This window comes from Lysinibacillus sp. GW823-FHT02G10 (assembly GCF_058797135.1).
The window spans coordinates 133,678-157,711 of the sequence record NZ_JBXAJI010000004.1; the positions used below are offsets into that span (position 1 = coordinate 133,678).

Consider the following 24,034-nt stretch of genomic DNA (forward strand, 5'->3'; position numbering starts at 1 on the left):
AAAATTAAAAAAGTGTAATATAATTCAACTTAGTTGAATAACATTACACCAATTGTAAATTGTCTGAATAGTATTGTAAACAAGAAATTTGTATTTTCGATAATATTTACGTTTAAAGGAAAGATTTAATCCTCAACATAAATCGTTAATACCTTTGAATTCTCTATAGAATTGTTAATAAAGATATGCTCCTTTTTCCCAGAAAAATACGCAGAGTCCCCCTCATCTAAATGGTAAAATTTATGATCGTATTTCAAGACGATACTACCCGAAATGACATAAATAAATTCATCATTATCGTGTGTATAAGGAGCTAAATTTTCCGCCCCATTATGTACAGTAACAATAGAAGGATTGATATTGCTCATATAGCTCTTATTCGCTAACAGCTCATATTGATAGCCAAGTTCATTCGTCTCAACAGTCTCATTGCGTTCTTTTTTCGATACAATCGAAATGCCATCAAATTGATCCTGAATAACAAACCAAGCCATTGGCACATCAAATATTTCCGCAATCTTGGACAATGTCACCAGACTCGGTGTCGCTTTACCATTTTCTATTTTTGAAATATGACTTTTCGTTAAATTAATCTGCGAAGCTAAATCATCCTGAGACATTTTATTTTTCTTCCGCATCTGCTTTATTTTTACTCCAACTTCTAGTAAGTTCATTTCTTCCAGTCCCCTCAATCATTTCGGTTTTTACAATAACTATACTATATATTTAAATGATGGATCGAAAAATACGGGAGTATATTACTCCTTCATTGTCGTCTGTTCAATTAAATACAAAAAGGGTGTGCTGAAAGTTTCTCGACTTTTAGCACACCCTTCTACCATTACAGTGATGAGATTCACATCTTCTTAGGCTGAATCCCGCGAATCGTATTTTTTTGGAATTGTTGCATTATGCTCCACAATAAATACTTTGAGAGGCCAAAATCAGCTTAAGTTGAACTGAAGACGGAGTAAAATTCTAGGGTAGTACGGTACAAGGAATGTTAAGAGCAATGGATATCTGATAATAAGTTTTCTGTCATCGAATCTGCCATTTAGGAGAATAATAATATCTGCCGCAATTTGAAAAACATAGGGAGATTTAGTCTTCCTATGTTTTCATTCAAATTATTGATCTGTTTGTTCTTGCTTCTTTTTCAAATACGCCGCACGTATTTTCTCAAGTTGCTGCTTTTTATCAAATTGGGCTGGCTTGTTTTTTTCATGATACTTCGTCACAGCCGCCTTACCTTTAGTATCCAATTGATATTTCCCCACTTTGGTTCACCTACTTTTCCTGCCTTTAAAGAAATCTATTCAACCAATATAGTATACCTTATTTTGCTGATGTAAACCTTTTTACTATATTGGTGTGCTGCTTAACTTTAAATTCAGTAAAAGCTTAGTAAATAATTCATTGCCAAATGTATTTAAAATATTTGTATCCGCCATTTTTAGATGATGATACTTTTATCATTATTTACCGCTACAATATTGCTCATCTTTATGTATGGAGACGGCGGGGGTTGGAAGGTTTCTTTCCAGAACCCCGTCATATCAAGGTATGCGGCGCATTTTTTGTAACAAAAATGCGCGTGGCAACTTTTTTGGCAACTTTTTTAAATGAATGTGCTTGTGGAGCAATTTCATCTTTTATTTAAAGACTATTTTTTTAACATCTTCTAAATAATCATCCGTTACTTCCGGAATCAATAATTCTCCATCAATTGCGTTTAACATTAATTTCTCTTTTTCTTTTAAACGCTTATATACAGCTTCATCAATAAACCCTACATGTGCACGGTTTCCTTCAGACATTAAATAATAATACCTTGTATATTGATTTTCTTTTAAGCCTAATCGATGTATACGATCTCTAGATTGCAACATAAATGTTAGATTAAAATTAAATTCAAAATAAACCGCATCGTGTACAGTTTGATGTAAAGAAATAGATTCACCTAAAGTGTTTGGGTTAGAAATCATTACTGATATATCACCATCACGGAAATCATTTATTAAATTCACACGTTCCTCTTTTGGTGTGCCCCCGTAGACTAAATTCACAGATATTCCCTTCGTCTCTAACGTTTTCTTTATTTTTTGCATCGTTTTAACAAACATTCCCCACACTATTACCTTTTTACCTTCACCTACTAATTTCTCGATTAACTCTATACCTTTATCAAATTTACTAGATTGGATTTTATCTACTTGTAATTGTTCATAGGCTCTTCTTCTAGCAAGTGTACGCTCTTCATCATTTAATGCATTGAGCTGATTTAGCTCTACTTCATCATTTAAAAATCCTAATTCTCTATAATCAATATTATCTAACAATAGCTCAGGATTTGTAGAGGCTTGTAAAAGTCTTAAATAAAGTGATAATACGTTACTTTCATTTTCATAAATTGTTTCAACTACCGATTGTTGCATTGCATTTGGTTTAACAGAAATTAAATAATCTGGTTCAGCAAGAGGTACTTTTAAATCAGATTTATTCGTACGCCAAAAGAATGGTTGTATTAACTCATTTACTTCTTCAACCCGTGGATTAGCTAAATCATTTACTTCCCACCCAAAGAATGAATCATACTCTCTGTCATAAAGTAAATGTAAAAAGTTATAAATATCTTTGTAGCTATTTGGAATTGGTGTACCCGTAAGAACATAGTGAAACTTTGCTTGTTGCCCTAAATTTAAAGCTGCTGTGGATCTTTTTCCACCTATCCCCTTTATACGGTGTACTTCATCGAATACTATCATTACTTTGTCATCAATTAACTCATTTAAAATCGTTAATTTACTTTCAAGTGCTTCATAATTTATAACGATAACATCAGCTGTACCCCAATCCGAACGAAGCTTACCAAAATCACGGTATTTATTTTCTCTTAAATTAATAAAATTCAATGTTCGTTTTGAACCAAATACTTCTAGGTATTCGGTACGCCAAGCTTCAAATGCATTAATTGGACAAATGACAAGCATTTGTCGAGCTTGAGCAATTTTTTTACTACTCAAATATGCAAATGCACCATACATCATTGCCGTTTTTCCTGCACCTGGTACAGAAAAATTAGCTGCTCTTTTCATTGTGGCTAAATAAAAACTAGCCTGCAATTGTTGTACCTTTAATGGACGAGTGATTTCTTCATCTAAAATCTCGGTAAAATGCACCAATTCATTAGACCAGCGATTGTCCAAAGCCTTTATCGTACTTCCTGCAATGCGCTGTTCATTTATTGCGTAGCTTGTTTTTTCAATATAGCGTTGAACTTCTGGACTTAACTCTATGAATGCATTATCAACACGATTTAAAGCTTTGTTAACTTTATCTATAAGTTGTTGTAATGAGACATAATTAATTTCTGGGTGGATTAATAATTTTTCGAAGTTTACAAAATAACTTTGGAATCTTTCTAAAACTCTTCTTACTTTACTTTGTGAGAAATAAAATTCATCTGAATCTTGCAGTTGAAAATATGTTTCGCCTTCAATATCAACGGCTAATATTTTGGGATTAGATTTCATCTTCATAAATATCAATCAACTCTCTACTAACTAAGTTTATTTGAATTAAATATTCACGAATCTCATTAATTTGATCTTTGCTAAAATTAGCGAAATTCAGGTTACCTGTTAACCCGTCTCCTTTTTGCATATCTTTTAAAGTATTCAATGTTTCTTTAACATTCAAAATAAAACTTTCAACATTTTTTCCACGGCTTTCACGATTGCTTACACGAATATATTCTTCATTGATTTTTCGAATTTCAGGTGTTGATTTTTCAAGCCTTCTTCTTAAATCGGTTGCTGTTGAAATTTTTGTTGCTTCAAAATTGTCACGTAAATCATCTACTGCTTCTTCAATAGATTCATTAAATTCTTCATTATATGAACTACTTAATACATTTGTAAAATATTCTCGAATTTCACGACCTGTATCTGCAGCAGTCGCAAACATTTTTGTTAATAATGCAAATGCTGTAATTTTACTTTGCTCATAATTCGGCCCTTTTCTAGGAAATTGTTTATTTAATTTTTTGGCTAATTCATAAAGCGGAGTATATAATTTAATGTCCTTAATTATATGATAAGCATGTTGATCTGCGTTAATAAATTGTAAATATTCACGCATTATTACAACTACTTCAATACGATTTTTCACCTCTGCTGAAGTTAAATTAGCCTCTTTTGCATAATCTTTATCTGTCATTAATTGATCAATCACAACTGTTTGATAGATATCAACAGATAAATCTACTGGGTCATATGCCTGACGCTCTTCTGTACCCATTTGAATTGCTAACTCAAGACGTTTAATTTCAACTCGTTCAGTTTTTGAGGCATATGTAAAGGGTAATACTACTGCCTCAAAATAATACGTATTTCCTGTTTCTTTTGCTAACTGTCTTAACGCAGTAAACCGTCTATTTCCATCAATAACACGCCCATCTGCTAAAACATATCCAAATACTTTCTGACCAGATTCCTTAATAGATTTTTTCGTTTGATTTAATTTCGACGGGTTATCTTCTACAATCATTTGTTCAATTAATAAATTAAATTCTGGATTTTCTCTATCTAAAGCTGGAGTTACTCGAATTTCTTGACGAGAAATAGCCGAAGCAATTCGGCCATTCTCATCATTGTAATAAAGATAATCCAAAGGGATGCGATAAACATCTAACATTCCATCCACCACATTCGGAATTTGTATAGGTAATTTAGGCTTAGCCCCTGTTTTAATTAACTCTTCATTTTCAATTAAATTTATCAATGAAATTTTTGTTGTCATTTATCGAACCTCATTCCCCTGCTAATTTTTTGATTGCAGAATATACTTGTCTCGCATTCGTTGCTTCTTCATACTCGATATTTAGATGTTTTAATTGCTCGAAAAATTTCTTTTGAATTTCTACAATTCGTTTATCGCCCTCACGCATATTGTCAGCTTTTGTTTCAACTAATAAATACACATTTGTCTCATCTTCTTTTTCAATCATATAAATAAAATCAGGTGTAGTTGTTCCACCTGTATATTTTGGAACTTGAATCGAACGTTTAGGTAATTTGCCAAATACCGTAACTTTCTCGTTATAACCATAACGCAACAATTCTCTTTCTGGTGAGACACTATCATAACGCATAGGAGGCGTCTCATATAAATATCGACTATCTTCACGAGCCTGGTTATCAATATTTGTACCAATCACTTCAGCGTTAATGTCTCCTATGAACTGATCTGATTCTGGATTATAAATCGATGTACGTGCTTGGAATTGTAATTTTTTATATTCGTAAGATTGAGCAAATATCTCATCAAACCTTCTTTTAAATTCGCTAGAAATATTTTGTAATGACAATTCGCTTAAATATCTCGAATCCCCTTTTAATGATGTTTTCATCATGTTAAATAGACTTTTATGAATTTGTTGTACAGAAATATTAGTAGATTGATTTAATAATCTTATAAATTTCCCGTAGGCCATTCCAGGTAAATATTCACGACGATACTCAGATTCCTGCTCTTTAATTGCAACAGTTTTATTATCATCGCTCGCATGTAATGCTTCTTTCATTTGAATTGGTGCTTCTCTTTCATATAAATCAACATTTGTCATTACTTCTTCTGCAACCATCTGAATTTGCTCTGGAATTCGCTTAAATTCAATCATATAGCGTATGGAAATTTCTTTCCATAAATCCTTTACTTTTTCCCAATTCTCTTTTTTAAGCTTTACACGAACTTTTACATTACTATTTGTAGCATCTCTAACTTTATCTTCCTTCAAACGAGTAGAATTGATTTCTGGATATAAATCCAACAACCATTCAAATCCGCTTTTCTTCACACCGTCGATTTCTACATCCTGTTTAAACTCATTTTTACGATTAATAATTCCACAATGATCTAAATGCTCCAACAGCATTTCATCTGTGAAATTCGACTGTATTTTTTGTCTTTCTGTAACAATTAATTGAATCATTTCATCTGAAAGCTTTAATTCATTCAACTCAACCTTCATGTCACTATTAATTTCTCCGACTAGCTTCTTAGCAAAATCCTTCTCATCATATCCGATAAGGAACGCTAATCTTGATGACCATTCCTGCTGCTGAATACGATGACCAGTTTCATCAACCGGTAAACGTAAACCACGACCTACTTCTTGAATTTTACTATTCTCACTACCAGATGTACGTAGCTTTGCAATAACAAATACGTTTGGATTATCCCAGCCTTCACGCAATGTCCATTTTGAAAATAAAAAGCGTCTCGTTTGCCAATTCCCATTTTCATTTTTAAAACTTAATAGTTTTACTTTGTTATTTAAAATATCGTTTACTTCAGATTGTATTGCTTCATCTCCACTGCCTCTATCTTCTCCAAAATAACCGGCATGAACATTTTGATTTTCACTAGCTAAACTTGCTTGTGTTGCTTTTAAAAACTCTAGATATTCCTGTTCTCTAGGTAAACGTTTAAATTCGTATTCTGATACTAAACGCGCTAATTTTTCTTTTAATAGACGTTCAAAAGTTGCTTTTAACCACCCATCCTCTTGTCGATAACTTTTAATACTATCAATAAAAAATAGGCTTAACGTTTTAATTCTCGGTGCATTATTTTCGCGTTGATTATGTCTTAAAAAATTACTTTGTTCAATTTCAAAATGCTTATCAATTGCATCTTTAATAATGAGCTCTTGATACGAGGATTGATAAGTGCCTGGAATTAAGCTCATCCCTTTTTCCAACTCTAGTTCATTACTTAATGATTTTGCACCTGCATATTCAACGTCACCTTCGAAGGCCGAGTCTACATCTGCTAATTTATCGCCAACTTTAAGAGTCCACACTTTATTTTGTTGCTTTAATGTTAGTTCTTTGGCACTTACACTTTCTATAACATAACGATTCTTTGCCTGTTCTTCCGTTAATTTTGGATAATAAATGTCGATACCTTTTACTAATCCATTATTAAAGCTTTCTACAGCCGTTAAATCAAATTGTGGTTTACCACGGTAATAATCTTTTTTCGTAACTTTATTTTTCCCTTTCCCAACTATGACCTCTGGGAAGGTAGCCCCAAAACGCACAATCATTTGAGGTTCTATTGATTCAATCGCTTTATAAAGTGCTTTATCTCTTGGGAAACGGTGTGGCTCATCGACAATGACTACTGGAAGTACATTTTGAAGCGCTTCAATTGGACTCGTTACTCCACCAATTAATGTTTGATCATAGTCATTATTTTTCATACTTGACGAATTTAACATACCTGCATTAATTAATAAAACTTCAATGGTGTTCGAATTTAAGCGACTACCTTCAACAAAATTCAATAACTGTGCTGGAAAATTTTTGCGACCCGATTTTGTCTTGAAGTCTCCTGCATTAATTACATTTAATTCCATACGAACATTTTCGTAATATTGAGAATAATGTTGTTTAGCATAATCACTTTGAATAAAATTCTTTGTACCTTCTTTTATTGCAGGTGTAGGTACTACAATGACAAACTTAAATAGTCCATATTTTTTATGCAATTCATACATTAACCGCGTATAAACATATGTTTTACCAGTACCAGTTTCCATTTTTACATCGATATTTGCAGACTCTGTATATCGCCCACGAATAAATGGATTAGCATAAACAGTATCGACTTCTTGACCTGATTGATTATGATCTATCCCTGTAAAACTTCCTATTATCGCTTGTAAACTCTCTTCTTGGTGAGGGAGTTCTTCTAATAAAATTTTCAAAAGTTTTACCTCCCTTAATACCTTTTTATTACATTCACTTTATTATCTAGTTGTTTTAAACCAATTTCAATTTCTTTCATGCTTTCTAAATCAAAGGAATATCCGTACAGTACAATAGTTTGTACGTTTAATTTGTTTGTCCCTATAGTATTTAATAATTGCTGCGTTTGTTGTGGGCCCCAGCTTGAATCAATTAAATATAATCTACTATTATCAACGTAATATGCGTTATAACCAACAAATTCAATATTATTAATTTCTACATCAAATTTATATCCGTCTAATGCAATCCATGTAGTCACAATTGTATCTTTACCTGAGGCATTCCCGCCTACATTTAAACCTTCAGAAGAAAATGGTTGAATCATATCATCAAAACCACTTTCAGATAACTGTACTAATTGTCCTTGACTATTTTTGAATAGCCCAGATTCAATATCAAATGATTCTAAGTCATCTAACACAGGTTGGTTGGGCTCAACAACATAGTAATGTTTAAATCCACCATCGAAATTTTCTGGCAAAGTTAAACCTGCCTCTTCTTGAATTTTTTCACTTGCTAATTTAATACGTTTTCTAGTAATCTCATCAATCGACATATAACCATCTTTAAATGTAAGTTGGTTGCTTCGAATTGCCTGTTTCGTACCATCTTCATTTAAATCGTAAGTTTTTTCAGGAATTTGAACGATTATAAATTTACGATTTCCACCCTCAGCGTTTAATTGCATTACTGCATCTGCTGTCGTTCCTGAACCAGCAAAAAAATCCATAATAATTGAATCATTTTTTGTCGATAATTCAATTAATTTTCTAATCAATTTTGTTGGCTTTGGTGTATCAAAATATGATTTACCACCGAATAAAGTTTGTAATTCTTTTGTACCTTGAGTAGTAGTACCTAACTTTTCACCCGTAAACCAAGAATTCTCGACCGAACCAAATTCTTTTTTCTCTTCATAAAACACCTTTAATTGCGGTTTAGACTCCCCTGATTTACCAAAAACAATGCGATTGTCTGCAAGTAATTTTTGGTAACTTGATTCTTCAGTTCTCCAACATCTACCAGTTGGCGGTAAATAAGCTATGCCTGTGTTCGGGTTTACAATTTCATAAGTTAAGTTTGGTCGAATGTTCGGTGCATCGAAAGGATCTGCTTTCCAGGGTCCACGAGGGTCATTATCTGGATTACTAAAATTTGATTTATCTAATGGTAACGGTTTAAATGCAAAACTTTCCAACTCATACCACAATTTTTTATTGGACTCTTTTAAACGACGGTGTTCACTTCTACGATTTTTCGCATAGCAAATTAAATATTCATGATTGATACTAAAATCAGTATCATTTTGAACAGACTGTCTAGATTGCCAAGGAATAATTGTAATAAAATTCGATTCTCCGTATATTTCATCACATACTAATTTAAGATTCATTACTTCATTGTCATCAATACTGATGAAAATTACACCTTTTTCCTTTAAAAGACGTTTCGATAACCAAAGTCTTGGATACATAAATGTAAGCCAAGCAGAGTGTGTCGCTTTACCTTGAATACTTTTTAATCTTTTTAATTCTTCATCTGACATACCAAACATATTTTTTAAATCTTCATCGCTGTAATCAAAACTATCTGGGTATACAAATCCATCTGATCCCGTATTATATGGAGGATCAATATAAATCATATCTACAGAATTATTATAGTTATTTTGTAAATGACGTAGAACTTCTAAATTATCACCCGTAAAAAACAGATTTTTACTATCTTTATTCTCTGCTGAATGATTTCGTTGTAAATCAGGTACTAAAACTGTTTTTGCAAATTCACCAGCTTGTTTTTTTGCATAATCCTTTCCTATAAAATCTAATTGATATCCACTTGTTAATTCTTCAATATTATTTTCTTTTAAATAACGTTGAAATTTTTCTAAATCAAAACTTCCATCTTCAATAATTTCTCCGTCGTCATTATATTTATCAGCTGTAAAAAATTCAGGTAATTTACTTTTTAATTCTCTTAAAAATGCCGTATTAGGCTTAACTTTTTCATTACTGTTAATATTATCTTGCAACATAATTTCACTCCTAAAATTTTAATTTTCACATATAAGTTAAACTACAAATAGTAATTATTATTGTACCATTTCTAACGAATATTAAATTCATTTTATACACACTAATTTCTCGGATTATTTAAATATTCTTTGATGTATATCACATTAATTATTATGACTATTACTATAAAGAACTTTTAGTAATATTTTATAAATGAAACTTTCTACTTTTCGAATCGTATATAAATAAAATTAACTACGGAGGTTATAATATGAGAGAAGCCTTTCACGTAAATAATCAACAAGTTTATTTCATTCCACAAAACATATCCCCCCAAGAAATACAAAACCATAAATAAAATGCGAATAAAGGGACATTTATTTGTCCATATTGCCACGCAAAATTAAGTGTAAGTAGTGGTCCAGAGCGTGGCAATTATTTTAAACACAAGCATGGAGAAGGTTGTGAGCCATCTCAGCAAAGTGAAGCTCGGTATAGTAGATATGAGCAACAGAAAAAGGATGACACACCCCGTCACCCTCAGATTCTTGCTATTATGTTGGACGAACTTGAAGTCATTGCTAAAACATATGAAAATATCACTTGTACTCGCGGTTATCTGAACCCTGACTTTTCAAAATACATCCCTGACATTACCCTCAAAATTCACGAACGGTTATACGCTATTACCATTTCCACAAATATCACACCTGCTTCAGAACAAACTAAATCTAAAGCAATTCAAAAACAGCGAGATTATTATACATCCTTAGGTTATGAACCACTATTCTTTATTGAACGTTCTAACTTAGCTATCGATATAGATAAAGAATCTTTAGTATTGTGGTCATCTGAAAAAGAAGCATTAACTACACAACCTACCGATTTAGAATGGCTTGAATTTTTAATAAACTAGCAAACCCAGAAGATCTCAACAAATTCTTAAACATCCCTGAAGTTCCTATAAAAATTAAAAGCATCATGTATATTACTCCAGCAGATCAAAACATCGCGGTCCAAACATTTCATGTAATCCCTCTATCATCGTTCGGGCCGCCAAAAGCGTATTTTTTTGCAACACCTTACACATTAACATTCTCAGAAGCATTTAAAATTACAAAAGATCAACTTTTACTTGCTAATAAAGTTATTGAACAGCAGTATCAAGAAGCATTTATTGAAAAATAAAGAAAAATACCTAGCTGAACAAGAGCGATTACAAATCGAAGCTCAAGCTAAACGAGCAGAGTATCAGAAATCTCTACAAAATAGCCGCTACCATCAGTCTGATAAAGAATCAAAATTGGAGATGTTACGAAAAGCTTTTAACTCAAATAACTAATTAAGCGCTGCTATTCTTTAGTAGCAGCGCTTAAACTAGTTTAAAATTAATTAATATACATTTTACAGTATTAATACTTCATGAAAGTATATTAACTAATAATCCGATAAACTGTATTCTTTATATCTGTAAAGTTCCATCTATAGTTCACAATAATTAATACTAACCTGGAAATCTTGCAATATTAAATATACTCTTCTAACTGCGTAGCCATGTGTAATAATATAGGAGATTGTAATGTTCCTTTATATTGATGAGCAAATTCTCGGTAATTATGAACTAAACTAATCCATTCACTCGGATCATCTGAGGGATTTAAGTGTATTGGATATAATTCTACCATATTTGGAACTTTACATGTTTTATTTGGAAATTCCATTAATACTTTGCTATTAGAGGCATAACGTGTATTGTTGTATTCTTTATCATTTGGCTTTTGTCCAATACTATAAAAAACCCCATCTAACATGAAAATACCTGTTTTTGATTGAAAGTCCCCTTTAGAATTTCTTGGGGTTAAATAATCTGGGACTTCTTGGTTATTTCGTACTCTTATTATACGCAATTGATTAGAATCATCTAAATTTAACCCATCATCTTCTTAACCCTTTTCAAACCAAATTGACTTTAGCGTATATTGCTCTTTTTTTTGAGTAGAAGATAAGTTTTTATCAGTAATAAATGGCCATTCAACCCTCGTAATTCCATCTCCAAAAATTAACAATAAATGTGGTTTGTTTTTTTGATAACTTAATTCAAATATTTTATTCTTAATGTCTCGAATCACACGATCTGGTTTTAGTAATTTTAATCCTTCAGATGTGGCAATGTTTTGAAACGCTAAACTTGCCTCCCAATAATACTTTTTACCCGACCATAATGCCGGGCATTTAACTTTAATTGGTCCTTGTCCTTCTTCGCGTTCAATATATACAAATGCTCTTTTTGTTCTTCCATACGGTGTGTCTTTTGAATTTACAATATGAATAGCTGAAATAGCTGTATCATAATTAATTGTCTTATATTTTCTTGTTTCAAATGGATCAACGTACCCTAATTGTCTTAATAAATCTAACACTGCGACTCTTACGCGATGTTCGACGTTCTCAGGAAATGTACAATCAATAAATTGTGATAACCTTCCTGTTGTCGCTAGTCCAGCTCGAATAGCTTTTTTAGGATCCTCATTTTTAGAATAGTAATTTTTTTCATTTTCCATTAAAAACGGTAACAATACTAAACACATCGTTATTTCTGTAACTGGGTTTAAACGACTTGCAATTTGTTGTATTTTTTGTTCATGACGTTCAATTTTTTTCAAATTTTTATCTAGAGCTGATAATATTTCATTTTGTTGTGTATAATTAATTGTTATTTTGAAATCATTAATTTCTATTTCGCCTTCTGTTATCCCAAAAATATTTAGGAAATTCCTTTAAGTTCCTCAATTAATTTATCTTGTTTACCCATATAAAAAACTTCAATATTTAATTGATTTCTTCCCGTAGCTTTTGATAAAACTTCTATTATTTTTTCAGAGTCTTGTAAGTTTAACGCTATTTTTTCTTTACTATTTTGACCAATTACACTTGTACCTTTAATGACGGGTACCATTGGTTGAACATATCCCTTAATCACCTGTGAAATCCAATTATTTAATAGCTCTCGATCTTTATTGTTTCACCAGCACCAGTTGCTATTTTTCCAAAATTAAATCTATGCCCCACAAAAACATTCGAAAATGAATGTGGCGTCGCTATTAGTTCCTAGATTTAAACATTTCGAATTCAGTTTTATCCCAATAGCAACTCTTACCATCGTTGATTATCGCTAACTTCATCAACCGTTCATTCATTTGAATATAAGTTGCGGTATTTGATGTGTCTTTCATTATTGGTAATGTGTTTCTCATCCAACGAGAAACGCTAAACTTAAACTGCAGCATCGGAATTCTTGTATGAGGAATAGTTTGAATTTGCGCAAAAATTTTTACTGAATAATAATATTTTTTGTTTTTATATTCATAAAATAATTGGTCTGGTTGTGAAAGTAGCCCTTCGGATGTTACATAAAACGGTATTTTTTTTTCTTGAACTTTTAAAGGCGAATCTTTTAACTCTCGATACACTAGGCGAGGAAGAATTTCAAATGCCAGGTTATTTTCGTGTATCTCACCATTTTCATTAATTGTTAAATCATTTACATACACAATATCTGGATCCCAACTAAACAAAAATTCTTTTATATGTTTAAATGGCATGTGCTTCTTTTCTTTATTTAATTGAAAACTAACTTTTTGAAAACTTTTAATCCACTGCTGCGGATATGTGTATCGATATAATTCGATATTTAAATTAGGTTGTAGTTTATAAGCTTGTAGTTTTAATGTATCAAACAATTGTTTTCCCCCTCATTAGACCTGTTAAAAATGGTCCATATAATTTCTCCATCAAAACGCCATGTATTTCATTATTCACTTCTTTATTAAGATATATTTCCATTTCATCCAATAAATTAAATGAGTTGGATTTTTGGGCTGCAAAGGCATGGTCTAACAATAATATTTCAGGAGGTTTAGCTGTAAAGTTTTTTATCCGTAACAATCGACCTATAATTTGCATTAATAAAACTAAGCGAGAAGCTACTATTATTATTTTTCACAATTTCTTCTGAATGATTAATACTATAATAATCACGTAGTACGTCATTCCATACTTTTTGTGAGTAGTTCCTAACTGCTTTAATTTGTTCTAACTCATTAAATGTATATTGAGTATTTCCCATCTTACTAAGACGCTCTGTTACAATACCATTTACAATTGCTACAGCTTCGCTCACTTGTTTAGGTTTGGTCATAGGTCTTACTAAAACTAATAATTTTTGAAATAGTGAGTGGCCGTCTTTATCAACAATATTAAAACCTCTTGATATAGCGGTTGCAGGTGCAACTAACAACTTATAGTTTATATCAACAGATTGATTCACTTTACTTCTTTGAAGACAATAACTTGTGCCTTTAGATGAGTCAGGAACTAATCTCCAAACTTTTGTAGGTAAAATTTGATTTAATTCATTTTGAACCCATTCAGCTTGTTCATAACTGTTCACAATTATTAAAGAACGCCCTTCAGCATTTAGTGCACTTAAAAACAAATCTTTATATGCACTACATAATTCTATTAACGCTCGCTTTTTATTAGAAATTCCTGAAACAGCAATTTGTTTCTTTTCATACTTGATTGAAATGTTATTTATAAATTCCTTCATTTGATCTGTAGGTTCTAAAATGTAGTTAACCGGACGATATATATGCCCAGCTTGACTATTTGGTGAGAAACTTGACCCAGATAATAAAAGTGCATGTGGGCCAAGTGGGTTACCTTTCTCATCTAATTTTAAATAAGGCAAGTCTATCATTGCACTGCGACCAATTGCTTGCTGTCTAAAAATCTGAATTGTATTTAATTCTTTGTCGTACAAAAATCCGAATCTATTGTTAGTTGGTGATTTAGGTAAGAGACTTGAAATACTTTCATTTATTTTTTTGAAAATATTAGGTAGTGATTTTGATTTTGACTGTACTTGTTCAAGTTCATATTGCAGTTTAAAGATGTATTTTTCTGCAAAAACTAATGCTAATAAAAATTTAACGATTAATTGTAAATCTTTATTTATCCCATACTTTTCAAATAATTTTTCATATTTTATTCATAAATTTTGAACATCTGATGTTAATGCGTTTTCAAGCTCAGAAAATGTTGGTTGATTATTTTGTACATATTCAAGATAATCTTCTTTGAATTTTTGAGGTAAAAAATCAACAGAGTTGATTAAAACAAAAGCAGAAAACCACTGCCCATATTTTATGGCAGAAAACTTTTCGATAATCACATGATAATTTATGAGTTTTTTTATATTCGATAAGGAACTCATAACAATCTTGAAGTAGATTTAAATCCCTTATTGTATCGTAGTCCTGAATTCTTATTACCTCATTAATATAATTTTGAATTTCATTATTATTTCGATTTAATATATCCTCTAAATAATCTGATTCATTCATTACCGAGTCCAATTTAATTTGAATTGCATCTGCTTCATCAAAAATTACAACATCCATATATTCTAATGCATATTCAAGTAAAGGCATCTGACCTTTATTTTGAATTAATCCAGTTTTACTAGAAAGGAAACTATTAATATTTGAAAAAATGACCGATGCATCTGTAAATTTTCTTATATTTCTTTTACGTGGGCATAATGAATAAAATGGACAAAGTATTGGTTTATTATTTGATTTCAATTTATAACAAGGCTCATTCCCATACATGTCTAATCCATCATATGCTCCATCAGATAGTTGTAATATAGCAATTTCCTGTTAAGTGTTTTGCGTATTTTTCAGATATAATCATTTCATCATATGCGATTACTTTTTGAATTCGATTTTGTTGATCTCTTTGCCCGTTTATAGCTGTTGAATCAATACCTAAAGCTTCAAACAAAGACACATTATCTAACACATCTTTTACCGTTTCAAAAAGTACCATCGAGCGATATCCATTTTTGGATAAATAATAAACTAAAACATGAATGAGTGTTAGATTTCCCTGTACCTACCATACCAATAATGTTACAAACTTCATTTATTGTGATGGAATCAACTTCATGTATTCCGTATTTGTTGTTTAAACTAACTTTAAATTTAGCTATGCGGTCTTTATAGTTTTGGGGCTTTTCGATCGTTTGACGTTCAAGTATTTCATCCATTTCTTGAGCTGCAATAAATAAGTCATCAAGAGTAACCGTTATGCTACCACCTTTTTAGGTGTAGGAGATTGTAACTCATATTCTGGAAATGAATACTTTGATACATCTATAATTTTATCGTCTAAAAATAGTTGACGAGGATTTTGCAATATTTCAGGTATCTTTTTCTTTTCTTCCTTATAAATATTTTGGAAAGTACTTTGATATAATTCAATTCGTTCCTCTTTAAAATCAACATTTTAATTTAAATTAAACAAGTTGTCTAAATTAAATAATTGTAAGTTGCTTTCGAGCTGAAGATACATTTCAATTACTGCATTCATCTGCTGACTACTAGAAATGGATTTTAAATTTCTATTTAAAACATCTAATTCAAAATGTTTACTCGAAAAATTCGCGCGTCCTATCTTATGCATATTTTGAAGGAGGTATTTCTGAATTCCTCTGAATAACAACGTTCCTTCTCAATTTGTATTAGCGATCGTTGGATGCAGTTACCATCACGAATTACTCCCGCTATTGGCGCAAGCTCTGTATTTGCTAAAAAGGAACGCAATAATAATGCTTGTTTTGTAATAAGTCGTTCTCCATCATTTAGTTGTTTTATGACTTCAATCTCTGAAATCATTTTTCGTAATCTATCTTGTAAATGATGATGAAACGAATATTCATCTGAAGAAATAATCCCTAATAAGAAATATGTTTCTAAAATCGTTGCATAGTCACTTTCTAAAAAATTTGCTACTTCCGATGTCATTCGATCATAATAATTTTGATTCTTTAGAAATGGCTTCACAATTGCTTCATTCAATTTATATAATCTTTCCACGCTTTTTTCAGCTTGTTGACACGATGCTTCTAATAGTTCATTCGCTCTCTGCACACGTTTGAAATATTCTTCTTCGTTTTTTAAATTTACATACTCAACAATCCCTTCGTTAATAAGGAAAGGAACAATTCGCTGCGCTCGTTTCACTTTATACGAATATCTATGATCCTTTTGATTTCGATAAATATGATACGCACTATATGTGACTTCACAAGCACCTGTAAAATAAGACTTTACAGTTGTTTCAACACTTACCTCATAACCTTTTAAAGGGATATAGTACTTATTTAAATGTTTTTCTTTCGCCTGTAGATATGCGATTCCCCATCCAGGCTGAAACCGAATTTTATCGAAGTAATCTTTCTCTACAGAAAAAGGTAAATCTATTGAATGATCATAATAACTTGCATCTATTACCTCACTTACTAATCGCTGTTGTTCAGTCGCTTCCTTTCGTTTTAGTTGAAGTGCAGGTTCCACTACAAAATTTTCTGTTGAAATATAAAGCGTTGCGAACGTAATATTCTCGTTCACTAAATGTGAAAAATGTTCTACAAGCTCTAAAATAGTCGTTGTATACTCAAATGTTCCTTTTGAAAGTACCTTTTCATATTCAAATTCTTTTTCAGTATTTACTAATATATCTGCTTCTGTATCTAGCTTATCAAAGATTGAACATGCTTCTTCATAATCCATTGAATAGCTATAGCATTCGCCATTATAAATTAATTCCTTCTCATTAATAAAGTTTAGAATCGCAACAACTTCATCATCTTCCAATTCTATATATCCATTGACTTCATTAGCGCTTTCATAATCTATATACATCTAATCACTCCTTTCAAGAGCAACTAAAATATAGCTAGATTTTCGCTTTAGTCAAATTTTTTTATAAGTTTTTATTCAAAACTATTGCCTTCTGAGAATTGCCGAATATAATACTTTTACTTCATCGCCTTAAAGATGAATTTAGTTAGATTTTAACAACAGGAGAGATATCATCATGGAAAAACTCATTTATCAAATCTACTCAAGCTTCGAAAAACGCTTAGTATCAGCAATTGTAAAAGCTGTTCAAGAAAAAATTGAGCTACCACCAATTGAAACTGCCGCTACAACTGAAGAATGGATGAATTTAAAAACAGCCGCGAAATATTTAGGAGTAAGTGAAAACACTCTATACAAGTTCCGTGTTCGAGGATTAAAAATACTAGAAATCGATAATGTAAAGCGCGTCAGTAAAACTGATTTAGATCGCTTTATTAAAAAGAATTCAAATTAATTCGGGGGATATAACAATGAAAAATTATATTAAAGAAATCTTTAATGAGAAAACTGGAATTACTACGTATGCATTTGCTATTAATTTAGGCAAACCAGAGGGTTGGGACAAATCTATTGTAACTAGAAGAAGAGGATTTAAAACGCGAAAAGCGGCAATGGCTGAATATATGCTTTTAAAAAGCCGCGCAGCAGAGGGTATCTATCCTGAACAATAGTTAATAAACGACAGGACACTGAAAAAGAAGTTATTAATGCCAATGTAACAGTAAAGGTATATTTCGAAATTTATTGGGAAACTTACAAAGCTAAAGGCAATGAATCTACAACTAACGATAAAACGTTTAACTGTTTTAAGAATCATATACTACCTCATTTTGGAGAAACTAAATTAAAAGATTTAACTCCGCTAATGTGTAGGAACTTTGCAGAACCTTTATCTAAGAAAATCCATTCATCATCTAGGCAAGTTTTAGTTTATTTTAAAGCAATGTTACAAGACGCAGTTAATATGGACGTTCTAGAGAAAAATCCAATGGAGAAGGTTCGTATTCCTACTAATAATGATGTGAAACGAAAACAGATAATCGCGGGGGAAGAAGATGTATTCTTCTCAAATTATTATAATATTGATGAACTAATGCAATTTCTTGCATACACAAAAAAATATTGTACTCAAAAGGTTCATACATTTTTCTTATTACTCGCTCATTCAGGACTCCGTCGGGGCGAAGCTTTTGCACTAAAATGGAGTGATATTGATTTTGATAAGAAGGTTATCCGGGTTAATAAATCTGTTGCTTATTCAACAGAAAAGAAGCTCCACCTTAAAGCTACTAAAAATCATGAAAGTAGAAAAGTGCCTGTGGATCAAGATACTATGGACGAGTTAAAACATTGGAAGGCTACTCAACGAATGAAATTATCGTATAGTAACAACTCTGTAAAAGCTGATAATGAACAATTTATTTTCGAGAATCAGAAAAACGAATTTTCCGATCCTTCTAGAGCAAGTGATTGGCTTTCTTCTATTTATTCAGCAAGTAATCTAAGACCAATAACGGCACATGGATTCCGGCACACTCACTGTACACTAGCCTTACAAAGCCGTCAGTTCTCTGTCCCTGAAATCATGCACCGTTTAGGCCATAAAGATGTTCAAATAACGATGCAGGTGTATACACATGTTACTGCGGATACGATGGAGAATAATACAGATTTATATTTAGATTACTTAAAAGCGAATAGTTCACCTTTACTCAAAGAGTAGTTTAAACAAAGCAAAATGCAGCCTGTAATTGGCGGTCACTAAATAGATAATTTTTAATGAGAAAGGTGTGCAAAATTGCACACCTTTCTTACTTCCAAAGAATTTATACTGATTGATTAGAAAACATACTCATTATCTACAAAACACTCAAATCTTTTATAGCTAAATCTTCAATTATTTCACTTCAACCAAAACTCTACTTCAATCCTAGAAATAACCTCGTTCATTTTGAATTTTGATGGCTGTTCCCAAAATCGTGATGGCAATTCCATACAGCTTGGCGCATCGCTGTCTATATCTGTTACTAAGTATAATTTAAACTTATCTGGGTTTTGTTTAGCGAATGCTAATTCTCCAGGAGTAATAATAAATGAATTACCAGAACTCGTTTTCACTTCTACGTAAAACAAGTTGTTGCTTTTATCTTTATAGCTTAAATCATACTGCCCTGAAATAGCTTGGCCTGGCTTTAAAATACCTAAATCAACAAACGCTTCTGATATAGGAGAGACATTTTCTGTGCCAAAATCATTACATAGTAAGTTGTAAATAAGTAGCTCGCCTTTGTTACCTGCAATTTTTTTAGCCGCGTTCATTTTCTCTTCGCCACTTTTTGTGAATGACGAAAATTTTCCTTTTCTTGTAGTTGGAGGTGTAGTGGATGAATTTTGCTCACTAAAAGTAATATTCACTTTTTTCGGAACAACATTTACAAATTTTTGATAAATATTATTTCCGCTCTTCATTTCAGCTTGCTTCAATTTCTGCTTCATTTCCGCTAACCAATTTGTAAATTCATTTTTTCGATTAAAATAAATCATTAATTTAACTTTGTCATTATTCGCAATTTCATCTATACATTCATTTTGAGGATTCATTGAATCATAGTTCGAGTTATATTCTGCTTTTGCAATTCTCTCAACGAGTTTTTCAGTTAATACAGGGAATTTCTCCTCAATTACTTTTACATAATCAAAGGCCAATGAATTAGGAATGTCGTTTAACGCAAGCGAAAATTGTTGATAAGTATAAAAATTTTCTAAGTAAGTATTTTGCTCTCCAATATCCCCTGCTGCAGCAAGCTTACTGAACAATTTATTCGCATACTGCTCACTTGTTTTTCCAATGTGGTCTTTTATTTTTCTTTGCCAATATTCTCGAACGTCAATGCGAATTAATTCGGATTGTTTATTTAATTGTTCAACATCCTTCTTAACTTCTTTCAACGCATTCATAATCATTACAATCTCTGAATCCTTTTTAACATAGGTGAAATCAATCATATTTAATGCCTTTAAAGTGTCTTCACTAGTGCCTAAACTATCGAAATAATTTAGCACAAGTTTTGTCGTAGCATTTTCCTTGAATAATAATTCGTACGCTTCATTCCAGCGATCGATGCCAAACGCTTCAGCAATTTTTTCCCGTTTATGAATTATGTCCTTAGAAATTAATAGTTCGATTAAGTTAGAGTCAATTTCAAGCGTTAATAGCTGTTTAAACATCTCAATAATTGCACTAGCAAAGCCCTCAGAAACTCGCAATTTCTCAACAGATTGGATTGTGCTTGGGAGCTTTAAATAATAATCTCTCGTATCCTCTACAAAATAAAAGTCCTCTAAATAAAAGATTTGGTGATTCCGTTCAATATCTTCTACCTCTACTTCGCGGCAAGGAATAATATGCATTCGTTTCACTTTATCAACATTCGTTTTATTTAAATCAATTGTCGATAAAACCGCCACTTTAATATCATTTATTTCGTCAGTGAAATGCTCGACGCTCTGTTCAATTCCAATACTATTTAGCAGCTTAAATTGAACGTTAAAGCGCTCAACACCAAGCCAATTTTTGATTGTCATAATATTTTGCTTCACGTGAATATGAATAAGATGATGCTCTTTCTCTAAAATTTTCGGCAATTTACGATCCGCGTATTTCACGTTTTTGTTCAAATAAAAATTGCCGTCAGTAGCAAGCACCTGAATATCATCCAATGTATACGTTGGTGTTTGATCACGTTTGTACTTAATAAGATCCGCGTATAATTTACGACTAATCTCACCTTTATCGAACTTCGGTAACTTCATTAAAATTTGCTTAATCTCTTTATCCTTTAATTGCGCCATTGATTCCTTAAAATCCAGTAATTTAATTACTGTGTCGCCGACAATTTCCGTTAATTCCTGTGCACTAATCCCATATAATGAAGGAATTTTCGCCTTTAATTTGTCATACATCACGATTTGCTGCGGTGTGTATTTATGGCCGCCCAACTCAATCCAAGCTGTTATATTTAGGAGATAAATTAAATACTCATTTGATTTGAAATTGAAGCCCGTCCAGTTTGATTGCTGACTAACATTTGATTCTCTGCGTACAGAATGAAGTAGCTCTAGTAAATTTTCATCATGATTTATCCATTCAACAATTTCAGCAGTTGTTAATTCGTTCAATATTTTTTCAAAATTTTCGATTTTTTTCACTTTAATATAGTTAATATTAAAATCGATTTCTTTTAGATATTTTAGCTTTAGGAAATCATTAAATTGTTTACGGTTAAAAGGTTCACCTGTAACAATGAGTGGATACTTTAAAACACCACATCTTTCAATGAACGTCTTAAAACTTTCAAGATCGTGTCCAACGTAAAGCTTTGCTGGCTCCGGTAACGCTGTATATGTAGTGTTATCAAATAACTTTTCACCTAATGGATGGCCATAATGTTCTCCAAAAAACAGTTTATTGGCAGGCTTAATTTCGCCGTGTACATCTGGCAACTGATACGAAAGCTTTGAAAGCTCACTACCTCTTTGTAGTCTATGTTCATATTTTTTGAAAAACCAACTTATGAACGATTTTGCTTTTCCTGCCGTATCAATTTGGCGATTAATTGTCCCGATAATTAAATCCGAGCTGCTTTGTTCGGTAAATTCTACAGCTAAATAATTCGTACTATAAGCAGCTAGTAAACGTTTATCACTTGTTTTTTCGGCCTTAAATTTTTCGTTGATGTTATGCCATTCCTCAGGATAATTCGCTTTTATTTGGTTAATTAGCTCATCCACGTACATTTGCTCTATGACACAAAGCTTTACCCAATTTAATTCTTCTGGCAGGTACGATACCCCGCCTTCCGTTGGTAAAAATACTTTGTCTGTTTTTTGAATATAGTTACTTCTTGTATCAAGTAACAGCTCTGGCATTACATCTGCATCCGAAAAGTCCCTACTCCACCATAAAAAGATTTTTATAATTGTCGCAATATCCCAATCAACTTTTAGTGTATCTATTTTATCGACAAGTTGCTCAGGAGTATATTCTATTTCCGTATAGTCAATGAAAGCCGCTAATTCATTTACGAATTCGAAATGGTCAGCTTCCTTTAAATTGAGTAATGCATTAAAATGCCTACCTTTAAATTCTTTAGGCGCTTTGCTTACTATTTTTGGGTTATCTTGAATCGATAAAAATTCGCCATTTATTGTCGGCAAAATTTTCGCTTCACTTAAAAGTTGTAAATAGTCGTCATATAAATCAAACAGCTCACCCATCCATAAACGATGCTCACTTTTTGGTATAACAAAATTAAGTGCTAAATCCCCGTATTCAGGTTGCGCTAATTGTTCTGCAATTTCTTTAATAAAGTGGAGAACGTGCTTAAATATTCGTTTATTTATACCTTCACTATCACTCGATATATTATCCCGCGAACTGTTCGTCATAAAAGGAGCATGAATTAAAGCATTAATTGGTGTTGGAAACTCTCGAATTGGAAAATAGCAATATAGCTTCTCTTTTTTAAAATCATAATCTTTATATTTTGGCACAGCAATCGCAAGCGTTGCGTCTTTGTTTCCGATTTGCACTACTTTATTTGCCACAAAATAATGCATTTTATGTTCAATTATTCCATTAACAGTTTGTTGAATAATGACATTATTAGAAGTACCTATTTTTTCAGCTATTCGTTGCTCTCCATCCACAGTTATCAAAATTTTACTTATATTTGGTAAAAATAGCAGTGATTTATAAAATGGCTGCTCTAGCTGGCGACTTATACTATTTTCATTTTGGGTGCTATTGTCTTTAAGTTTTATTCGAATGAGTGTATCAAAATTTGTTTCAATAGGTTCAATTTGCTCAGGGCAATTCATAACTGGAAAGCATAACGGATATTCCTTTTTCCATGATAAGAGCTGTTTTACCAAAAGTTCATTATGACGAAACTGATTAAAACAACTTTTTGAAAAGGCTTCACTAAATCGAATGGCAAACTCCCCCGAATATAACTTAACCCATTCTGCATTATTTAATAAAGATCGAAAACCCGTTCCTTTATTTCCGATATTTTGACTAGATTTATTGCTTGCCCTACCAAGACATAATCGCTCGATCGTTTCTTTTGTAAAAGTTGTACCTGTATTTCCAACTTCTAAAATTTGATTTTTATATGTAATTTGAACTTCTACACCTTCATTATGATGAATATTTCCAAGCTTTTTTAGTTCCCCATATGCATCGTCAACGTTTTGCAAAAGCTCCAAAATTTGTCGACCGTTATAATCTCGCATTAGCTCAAACTCTTCGCTACAAGCTTTTTCTAATTCATTGTTCAATTTTGAATCTGTATATTTTTCAATAAAAATAGCTCTTAAATCATCAATCGTCTTCCAATTACTCACTTTAAAGTACCCCCTTAATCCGTTC

Annotated in this window: 20 protein-coding genes and 1 pseudogene; 6 read left to right on the top strand and 15 right to left on the bottom strand. The window is 31.9% G+C overall.

Annotated elements, in window-relative coordinates; genetic code table 11:
* Positions 1 to 125: 125 nt before the first annotated feature.
* The 6 genes from AC1RFD_RS14675 to AC1RFD_RS14700 all read right to left on the bottom strand — a co-directional run bounded on the left by AC1RFD_RS14675 (position 126) and on the right by AC1RFD_RS14700 (position 9,852).
* Positions 126 to 674: a helix-turn-helix domain-containing protein gene (locus tag AC1RFD_RS14675; protein ID WP_048394311.1), complete on the bottom strand. Its 549-nt coding sequence runs from the start codon at positions 672 to 674 to the stop codon at positions 126 to 128.
* A gap of 453 nt (positions 675 to 1,127) precedes the next feature.
* Positions 1,128 to 1,277: a hypothetical protein gene (locus tag AC1RFD_RS14680; protein WP_009373145.1), complete on the bottom strand. Its 150-nt coding sequence runs from the start codon at positions 1,275 to 1,277 to the stop codon at positions 1,128 to 1,130.
* Positions 1,278 to 1,652: 375 nt separating this feature from the next.
* On the bottom strand, positions 1,653 to 3,539 hold the full coding sequence (locus AC1RFD_RS14685) for a DEAD/DEAH box helicase (protein WP_492475052.1): 1,887 nt from the start codon (positions 3,537 to 3,539) through the stop codon (positions 1,653 to 1,655).
* Positions 3,523 to 4,800 (bottom strand): hypothetical protein, encoded by a 1,278-nt coding sequence (locus AC1RFD_RS14690; RefSeq protein WP_492475003.1) that lies wholly within the window; start codon positions 4,798 to 4,800, stop codon positions 3,523 to 3,525. Before AC1RFD_RS14690 ends, AC1RFD_RS14685 begins: the two co-directional genes overlap by 17 nt.
* Positions 4,801 to 4,810: 10 nt before the next feature.
* Positions 4,811 to 7,774, bottom strand: coding sequence for a type III restriction-modification system endonuclease (locus tag AC1RFD_RS14695; protein WP_492475004.1), 2,964 nt, complete (start codon positions 7,772 to 7,774; stop codon positions 4,811 to 4,813).
* A 14-nt stretch (positions 7,775 to 7,788) separates the two neighbouring features.
* Positions 7,789 to 9,852: a site-specific DNA-methyltransferase gene (locus AC1RFD_RS14700; RefSeq protein WP_492475005.1), complete on the bottom strand. Its 2,064-nt coding sequence runs from the start codon at positions 9,850 to 9,852 to the stop codon at positions 7,789 to 7,791.
* Positions 9,853 to 10,388: 536 nt separating this feature from the next.
* On the opposite strand from AC1RFD_RS14700, the gene AC1RFD_RS14705 reads away from it, so the two are divergent.
* The 3 genes from AC1RFD_RS14705 to AC1RFD_RS14715 all read left to right on the top strand — a co-directional run bounded on the left by AC1RFD_RS14705 (position 10,389) and on the right by AC1RFD_RS14715 (position 11,174).
* The gene (locus AC1RFD_RS14705) at positions 10,389 to 10,748 is read left to right on the top strand and encodes a hypothetical protein (protein ID WP_492475006.1); all 360 of its coding nucleotides are present in this window, start codon (positions 10,389 to 10,391) and stop codon (positions 10,746 to 10,748) included.
* 65 nt (positions 10,749 to 10,813) lie between these two features.
* A complete protein-coding gene (locus AC1RFD_RS14710) occupies positions 10,814 to 11,020 on the top strand; it encodes a hypothetical protein (protein ID WP_492475007.1) in 207 nt (68 codons plus the stop codon).
* Complete coding sequence (locus tag AC1RFD_RS14715; RefSeq protein ID WP_492475008.1) at positions 11,010 to 11,174, top strand: hypothetical protein; 165 nt, start codon at positions 11,010 to 11,012, stop codon at positions 11,172 to 11,174. Before AC1RFD_RS14710 ends, AC1RFD_RS14715 begins: the two co-directional genes overlap by 11 nt.
* Before the next feature lie 184 nt (positions 11,175 to 11,358).
* Here the strand turns inward: AC1RFD_RS14715 and AC1RFD_RS14720 are convergent.
* The 8 genes and pseudogenes from AC1RFD_RS14720 to AC1RFD_RS14755 all read right to left on the bottom strand — a co-directional run.
* Positions 11,359 to 11,742, bottom strand: a pseudogene (locus tag AC1RFD_RS14720) (RNaseH domain-containing protein); the annotation flags it as partial.
* A gap of 33 nt (positions 11,743 to 11,775) precedes the next feature.
* Positions 11,776 to 12,594: a hypothetical protein gene (locus AC1RFD_RS14725; protein ID WP_492475053.1), complete on the bottom strand. Its 819-nt coding sequence runs from the start codon at positions 12,592 to 12,594 to the stop codon at positions 11,776 to 11,778.
* A gap of 2 nt (positions 12,595 to 12,596) precedes the next feature.
* Positions 12,597 to 12,812: a hypothetical protein gene (locus tag AC1RFD_RS14730; RefSeq protein WP_492475009.1), complete on the bottom strand. Its 216-nt coding sequence runs from the start codon at positions 12,810 to 12,812 to the stop codon at positions 12,597 to 12,599.
* 121 nt (positions 12,813 to 12,933) lie between these two features.
* The gene (locus tag AC1RFD_RS14735; protein WP_492475010.1) at positions 12,934 to 13,572 is read right to left on the bottom strand and encodes a pPIWI_RE module domain-containing protein; all 639 of its coding nucleotides are present in this window, start codon (positions 13,570 to 13,572) and stop codon (positions 12,934 to 12,936) included.
* A 176-nt stretch (positions 13,573 to 13,748) separates the two neighbouring features.
* A complete protein-coding gene (locus AC1RFD_RS14740) occupies positions 13,749 to 14,654 on the bottom strand; it encodes a hypothetical protein (protein ID WP_492475011.1) in 906 nt (301 codons plus the stop codon).
* Between the two features lie 337 nt (positions 14,655 to 14,991).
* Positions 14,992 to 15,504 (bottom strand): hypothetical protein, encoded by a 513-nt coding sequence (locus AC1RFD_RS14745; RefSeq protein WP_492475012.1) that lies wholly within the window; start codon positions 15,502 to 15,504, stop codon positions 14,992 to 14,994.
* A gap of 22 nt (positions 15,505 to 15,526) precedes the next feature.
* Positions 15,527 to 15,724, bottom strand: a complete 198-nt coding sequence (locus AC1RFD_RS14750) for a hypothetical protein (RefSeq protein WP_492475013.1) — start codon at positions 15,722 to 15,724, stop codon at positions 15,527 to 15,529.
* A gap of 623 nt (positions 15,725 to 16,347) precedes the next feature.
* The gene (locus AC1RFD_RS14755) at positions 16,348 to 17,601 is read right to left on the bottom strand and encodes a hypothetical protein (RefSeq protein ID WP_492475014.1); all 1,254 of its coding nucleotides are present in this window, start codon (positions 17,599 to 17,601) and stop codon (positions 16,348 to 16,350) included.
* A gap of 175 nt (positions 17,602 to 17,776) precedes the next feature.
* Here AC1RFD_RS14755 and AC1RFD_RS14760 point away from each other — a divergent pair, with 175 nt between their 5' ends.
* The 3 genes from AC1RFD_RS14760 to AC1RFD_RS14770 are packed head-to-tail and all read left to right on the top strand — an operon-like array spanning position 17,777 to position 19,324.
* Positions 17,777 to 18,055 carry a helix-turn-helix domain-containing protein gene (locus AC1RFD_RS14760; protein ID WP_492475015.1) on the top strand — a complete coding sequence of 93 codons (279 nt, stop codon included), beginning with the start codon at positions 17,777 to 17,779 and terminating at the stop codon, positions 18,053 to 18,055.
* A gap of 16 nt (positions 18,056 to 18,071) precedes the next feature.
* Entirely contained in the window at positions 18,072 to 18,272 is a 201-nt protein-coding gene (locus tag AC1RFD_RS14765; RefSeq protein WP_492475016.1) for a hypothetical protein, read from the top strand.
* Positions 18,273 to 18,304: 32 nt separating this feature from the next.
* Positions 18,305 to 19,324: a tyrosine-type recombinase/integrase gene (locus AC1RFD_RS14770; RefSeq protein WP_492475054.1), complete on the top strand. Its 1,020-nt coding sequence runs from the start codon at positions 18,305 to 18,307 to the stop codon at positions 19,322 to 19,324.
* Between the two features lie 179 nt (positions 19,325 to 19,503).
* Here the strand turns inward: AC1RFD_RS14770 and AC1RFD_RS14775 are convergent, their stop codons facing one another.
* The gene (locus AC1RFD_RS14775) at positions 19,504 to 24,009 is read right to left on the bottom strand and encodes a protein NO VEIN domain-containing protein (protein ID WP_492475017.1); all 4,506 of its coding nucleotides are present in this window, start codon (positions 24,007 to 24,009) and stop codon (positions 19,504 to 19,506) included.
* Positions 24,010 to 24,034: the final 25 nt, after the last annotated feature.

Bases quoted from the DNA above. Each gene is read 5' to 3' on its own strand.
- AC1RFD_RS14700 (WP_492475005.1), bottom strand. From the start codon at position 9,852: ATGTTGCAAGATAATATTAACAGTAATGAAAAAGTTAAGCCTAATACG.
- AC1RFD_RS14705 (WP_492475006.1), top strand. From the start codon at position 10,389: ATGTTGGACGAACTTGAAGTCATTGCTAAAACATATGAAAATATCACT.
- AC1RFD_RS14675 (WP_048394311.1), bottom strand. From the start codon at position 674: ATGAACTTACTAGAAGTTGGAGTAAAAATAAAGCAGATGCGGAAGAAA.
- AC1RFD_RS14750 (WP_492475013.1), bottom strand. From the start codon at position 15,724: ATGGTACTTTTTGAAACGGTAAAAGATGTGTTAGATAATGTGTCTTTG.
- AC1RFD_RS14755 (WP_492475014.1), bottom strand. From the start codon at position 17,601: ATGTATATAGATTATGAAAGCGCTAATGAAGTCAATGGATATATAGAA.
- AC1RFD_RS14685 (WP_492475052.1), bottom strand. From the start codon at position 3,539: ATGAAGATGAAATCTAATCCCAAAATATTAGCCGTTGATATTGAAGGC.
- AC1RFD_RS14760 (WP_492475015.1), top strand. From the start codon at position 17,777: ATGGAAAAACTCATTTATCAAATCTACTCAAGCTTCGAAAAACGCTTA.
- AC1RFD_RS14745 (WP_492475012.1), bottom strand. From the start codon at position 15,504: ATGTATGGGAATGAGCCTTGTTATAAATTGAAATCAAATAATAAACCA.
- AC1RFD_RS14690 (WP_492475003.1), bottom strand. From the start codon at position 4,800: ATGACAACAAAAATTTCATTGATAAATTTAATTGAAAATGAAGAGTTA.
- AC1RFD_RS14710 (WP_492475007.1), top strand. From the start codon at position 10,814: ATGTATATTACTCCAGCAGATCAAAACATCGCGGTCCAAACATTTCAT.
- AC1RFD_RS14765 (WP_492475016.1), top strand. From the start codon at position 18,072: ATGAAAAATTATATTAAAGAAATCTTTAATGAGAAAACTGGAATTACT.